Below are 4374 nucleotides of genomic sequence, written 5' to 3'. Positions count from 1 at the left end.
GAAATCAACTTATCTATTTCAGTAACGGGATAAGAAAATGCGTTTATACTTCCTATTCGTCAAGATAACCAAGCCATCATCTCTTCATCATCCTTTTCTCAATAACCCCCGGCCATATCGATGCCGTCACAATCATCGAGAGTATGAACACGAACACCATCCCTCCGTAAACATCCACGGTCGTGTACATCATATTCTCCCGCACTTTCTGCATTGCAAGAGTATAGAACAGGAGCACAACAAGAACCGACGTGCCAAGGCTTGCAAGCGTGCTGTAGAGCCCAAGATTTTTTTCCATAGGTTCACCCCTTTAATTTAGTACGTTTCATCAGAAGCGTATTCATCGTCACAGTAACAGAGCTTGCAGCCATCGCGGCAGCAGCAAGCGCCGGATTTATCAGGTACGGCGGATTCGTGAAAGCGTACAGGATGCCCATCGCTATCGGTATTCCCACTGAGTTATAGAAGAAAGCCCAGAAAAGGTTCTGCTTTATCTTATTGAGCGTGAGTTTGCTCAGTTTGATGGCTTTTGCCACGTCCCGTACATCGTTCTTTATCAGGACTATCTGCGCCGATTCTATTGCCACGTCGGTACCGCTGCCTATTGCAATGCCAACATCCGACTGCATCAGCGCCGGGGCGTCGTTTATGCCATCGCCAACCATCGCTACCTTTTTACCTTCGGCCTGGAGTTTCTTGACCTCGGAGGCTTTGTCTTCAGGAAGCACCTCAGCCAGCACAGTATCAATACCGACCTGCTGTCCGATCGCGTCCGCAGTCCTCCTGTTATCGCCTGTTATCATCGCCACGGTGTATCCCATCTTTCGCAGTTCATGTACAGCATCTTTTGAATTCTCCTTCAGGGTATCCGCAACTGCGACTATCCCCATTAGCTCGCTGTCCAGTGATACCAGCATTGCAGTCTTGCCGTCGTGTTCAAGTTTCTCCATATTACTGTTTGCGGGCAATATGTCTATACTATTCTCCAGCATAAGCTTGCGTGTGCCGATCAGGAGCCGCTTCCCATCGTGTTTCACTTCAACGCCTCTTCCAGGTATCGCCCTGAACGCCTCAGCATCCGGGATGTCGATGCCGCGCGCTTTTGCGCCTTTGAGTATAGCCTCACCGAGCGGGTGTTCCGACCCTTTCTCGGCGGTCGCCGCAAGCTTGAGTACCTCGTGCTCTGTTCCTTTTATGGCGATTACATCTGTGAGCGCCGGCTCGCCTTTCGTCAGCGTACCGGTTTTATCGAACACTATGGTATCCAGCTTCTGCGCCCTCTCAAGCGCCTCTCCGCCCTTGATGAGGATGCCATTCTCAGCACCTTTCCCTGTGCCCACCATTATTGCAGTGGGAGTCGCAAGTCCCACGGCGCAGGGGCATGAAATGATAAGCACGGTTATGGATATAAGCAGCGAGAACAGGAATGGAGACTCTGCTCCCATACCGTAGGTAACGGGCACGTTAAAGTATTCAAACCCGACGAAGAACCAGAAAAAGAACGTAAGCAGAGCCAGAGCATGCACAGCAAGGATGAAATGCCCGGCTACAATGTCCGCAAGCTTCTGGATGGGCGCCTTCTGGGTCTGGGCATTCTCGACAAGCTGGATTATCTGCGCAAGTGCAGTATCTGCGCCCACTTTTGTAGCTGTGAACTTTATCATCCCGGTCTTGTTCATGGTGGCGCCAATGACCTCCGAGCCTGTGGTTTTCTCCACAGGGATGCTCTCACCTGTTATCATGGATTCGTCCACAGCAGTAAGACCCTCAATCACACCACCGTCAACCGGTATCTTCTCACCCGGACGCACGACCACGGTATCCCCTACCTTCACATTCTCGACAGGTATCTCTTTTTCCTGTCCGTCCACGATAATTCGGGCTGTCTTTGCCTGCAATCCCATGAGTTTGCGGATAGCTTCGGAGGTCTTTCCTTTGGTGAGCGCCTCAAGATATCGTCCGAGCACGATGAACATGATAAGCAGGGCTGCGGTATCGTAATAAGTGTGCTTATACGCCTCTCCGAGGTTAAAGAAAGTCCCGGCTACGCTGATAATATAAGCAGCGCCCGTCCCTGTGGCGATGAGCAGGTTCATGTCAGTTACGCCGTGCTTCAGTCCCCTGTACGTTCCCTCAAAGAACTGCCTGCCGGGGAAGAGCATTACGATAGTCGCAAGTATGAAAAGCAGGTAATCGTTTTTCAGAACATCGGGAACGAATGCCCAGCCAAGGTTGCGCCCCATATCGCCGAGTGATATCGGGACCGCGAGAATCAGGGCCATTATAAAATTAATCCTCTGCCGTTTTATCTCAGCCTCCCTGGCTCTTTGCTCCCTGTCAGAATCTCCTTTCTCCAGTTTCTCAGAAGCTGTGTAACCCACACCCTCAACAGCTTTTCTGATGCCGGATACCGGGATGATCTCAGGGTCGTACGTTATCTTCGCCTGCTCAAGGGGGAAACTCACGTTAGCTGAGACGATACCATCTGTCTTTAGAAGGGCTTTCTCAATGTTGATCGCACACGAAGCACAGTGCATTCCGCCAATCTTGAGCGTAATATCGCGCTTTGCCACCCCGTATCCAAGGTCGGTTACTGCCTTCTCCAGCGTTTTCGGGTTCGCCTGCGCAGGGTCATATTCCACCATCGCCCGCTCAAGCGAGAAATTGACCGAGGCATTCTTAACTCCATTTACCTTATTAAGCGCCTTCTCGATGTTCTGGGCGCACGAGGCGCAGCTCATTCCCGTAATTCCCAGGGTTATTTTACTCAACCCGCCCGCTCCGGCTGTTCCTGCACCGGCTGCTTCTTTTATCTCAGGCGGGGGAGCAGCCTGTTCAGCCGGTAAAGGCACAGGGCACGCCTGCGGCTCTTCCAGAACCTTGTATCCAGTGGCTGCAATAGCTTTTTTTATTGTTTCAAGGTCTGTTACGGAAGTATCGAACGAGACTTTTACCTCGCCTTTTTTAAATCGGCTTTTGCTTTCCTGACTCCTTTAACGCCCACGGCAGCGTCATGAATCATTTTTTCGCAATGCTCGCACATCATGCCTTTGATTTTTATGATTACGTCTTCCAATGTATTTCTCCGGGCTTTATTTTAGAATGTTATAGTATATATTTAGTTATGTCCATTGTGGTTTAAAAAATGAAAAAATACACAAAAATAACCTTAATTTATTAAAAAATAATGCCGGATTCCTAATGCAAAGCATTTAACCATGAAAGACAATATTATAGCTAATAGAATGAGAGCACGCAGTATTTTTCTTCAGCTAATCATTGGCATAGTCATTATTGCTTTCATTTTAAACAAACTCGATATAAATGAAATAATTTCCGTTCTCATAAAAACCGATTATTTATTTTTCATCCTGGCATGTGTATCCTATTTATTTCTGAATATCATTCTTGCAGGTCGCCTGAACTACCTGCTGGCAAGGATTGGATATAATACCGGGTATCCAACCGTATTTTTCTCACATATGGGCGGGATGATCGTAGGCGATATAACTCCCGGGAGGAGCGGGTATTTTCTGACTCCGCCTATACTGAAAAAAAATGCCGGAACCAAGATAACCGACGGGATGGCATGCATTTTCGCACCGCAGGGTATTGAATTTATCCTCAAGGTTGCGGGGGCTGTTGCAGCTATATTCTATATTTCCTCACGTACAACTATCAGTAAAGACCTGCTTATTTCGGTAAGTATCGGCGCTGTTCTCCTGCTTGTTGCTGGAATTTTAATGTTGATAATTTCATGGCATAGCGAGAACATGACTTCAAGATTTATCAGTAAGCTGCCTTTTTTCAAAAGATTCACAGAAAAACTTTCATTTTTTAAAGAACGCAGTATCCAGATAAAAGGCAGCCTCAATGCTATTTTAATATTATATTTGATCGGGTGGGTTTTTGCAGGCTTGCAGTGGTTTTACCTGGGAAAAGCCCTTGGGATCCAGCTTCCGTTCATCGCTTTCTTTTTACTTCATCCGCTGATAACCATACTGATGTTCGTGCCCATATCGCCGGCGGGCCTGGGTTTAATGGAAGGCGGGGTGATCCTGGTATTTTCATTGTTCGGGATTCTCCCCGCGACGGCGCTGGCGTTCTCGGTCCTGGTGAGGGTCAGTATATTGCTGGTCGATCTGATAGGTTTAAAAACAGTGCTGTCTTCGCTCCATTATTCCGATATTATTTCCTGATGCCTACACCTTGATGGGCAGAATGATAAAAGGAATCCCCTGACAATACCTTCGCCACATCACTATATCTATAAGATAAGATGAATAATTCTGGGATATACCACTTGTCCTACCGATATATCCCAGGAACTTGTATGTTCAACATTATTTCACGTCTTCAATGTTTAAAAACCTG

4 protein-coding genes are annotated in these 4374 nt (G+C 47.6%); 1 reads left to right on the top strand and 3 read right to left on the bottom strand.

Going from position 1 to position 4374, the window contains the following annotated elements; all coding sequences use genetic code 11:
* Positions 1-76: 76 nt before the first annotated feature.
* The 3 genes from MNV_RS07790 to MNV_RS20650 all read right to left on the bottom strand — a co-directional run bounded on the left by MNV_RS07790 (position 77) and on the right by MNV_RS20650 (position 3076).
* On the bottom strand, positions 77-298 hold the full coding sequence (locus MNV_RS07790; RefSeq protein WP_096205004.1) for a hypothetical protein: 222 nt from the start codon (positions 296-298) through the stop codon (positions 77-79).
* Between the two features lie 4 nt (positions 299-302).
* Positions 303-2852, bottom strand: coding sequence for a heavy metal translocating P-type ATPase (locus MNV_RS07785; RefSeq protein WP_256999994.1), 2550 nt, complete (start codon positions 2850-2852; stop codon positions 303-305).
* Positions 2853-2950: 98 nt separating this feature from the next.
* Positions 2951-3076: a heavy-metal-associated domain-containing protein gene (locus MNV_RS20650; RefSeq protein ID WP_096205001.1), complete on the bottom strand. Its 126-nt coding sequence runs from the start codon at positions 3074-3076 to the stop codon at positions 2951-2953.
* A 142-nt stretch (positions 3077-3218) separates the two neighbouring features.
* Between MNV_RS20650 and MNV_RS07775 the strand changes: the two genes are divergently transcribed.
* Positions 3219-4199 (top strand): lysylphosphatidylglycerol synthase transmembrane domain-containing protein, encoded by a 981-nt coding sequence (locus MNV_RS07775; RefSeq protein ID WP_096204999.1) that lies wholly within the window; start codon positions 3219-3221, stop codon positions 4197-4199.
* Positions 4200-4374: the final 175 nt, after the last annotated feature.

Origin of the sequence: Candidatus Methanoperedens nitratireducens (assembly GCF_900196725.1) — an archaeon.
GTDB lineage: Archaea > Halobacteriota > Methanosarcinia > Methanosarcinales > Methanoperedenaceae > Methanoperedens > Methanoperedens nitroreducens_A.
Note: the sequence above shows the minus strand (reverse complement) of the source record. Positions and strands in the feature narration are given on the sequence as shown.

What these genes read in the sequence shown, in the direction of transcription:
- MNV_RS07790 (WP_096205004.1), bottom strand. Translation starts at nt 298, where the DNA reads ATGGAAAAAAATCTTGGGCTCTACAGCACGCTTGCAAGCCTTGGCACG.
- MNV_RS07775 (WP_096204999.1), top strand. Translation starts at nt 3,219, where the DNA reads ATGAAAGACAATATTATAGCTAATAGAATGAGAGCACGCAGTATTTTT.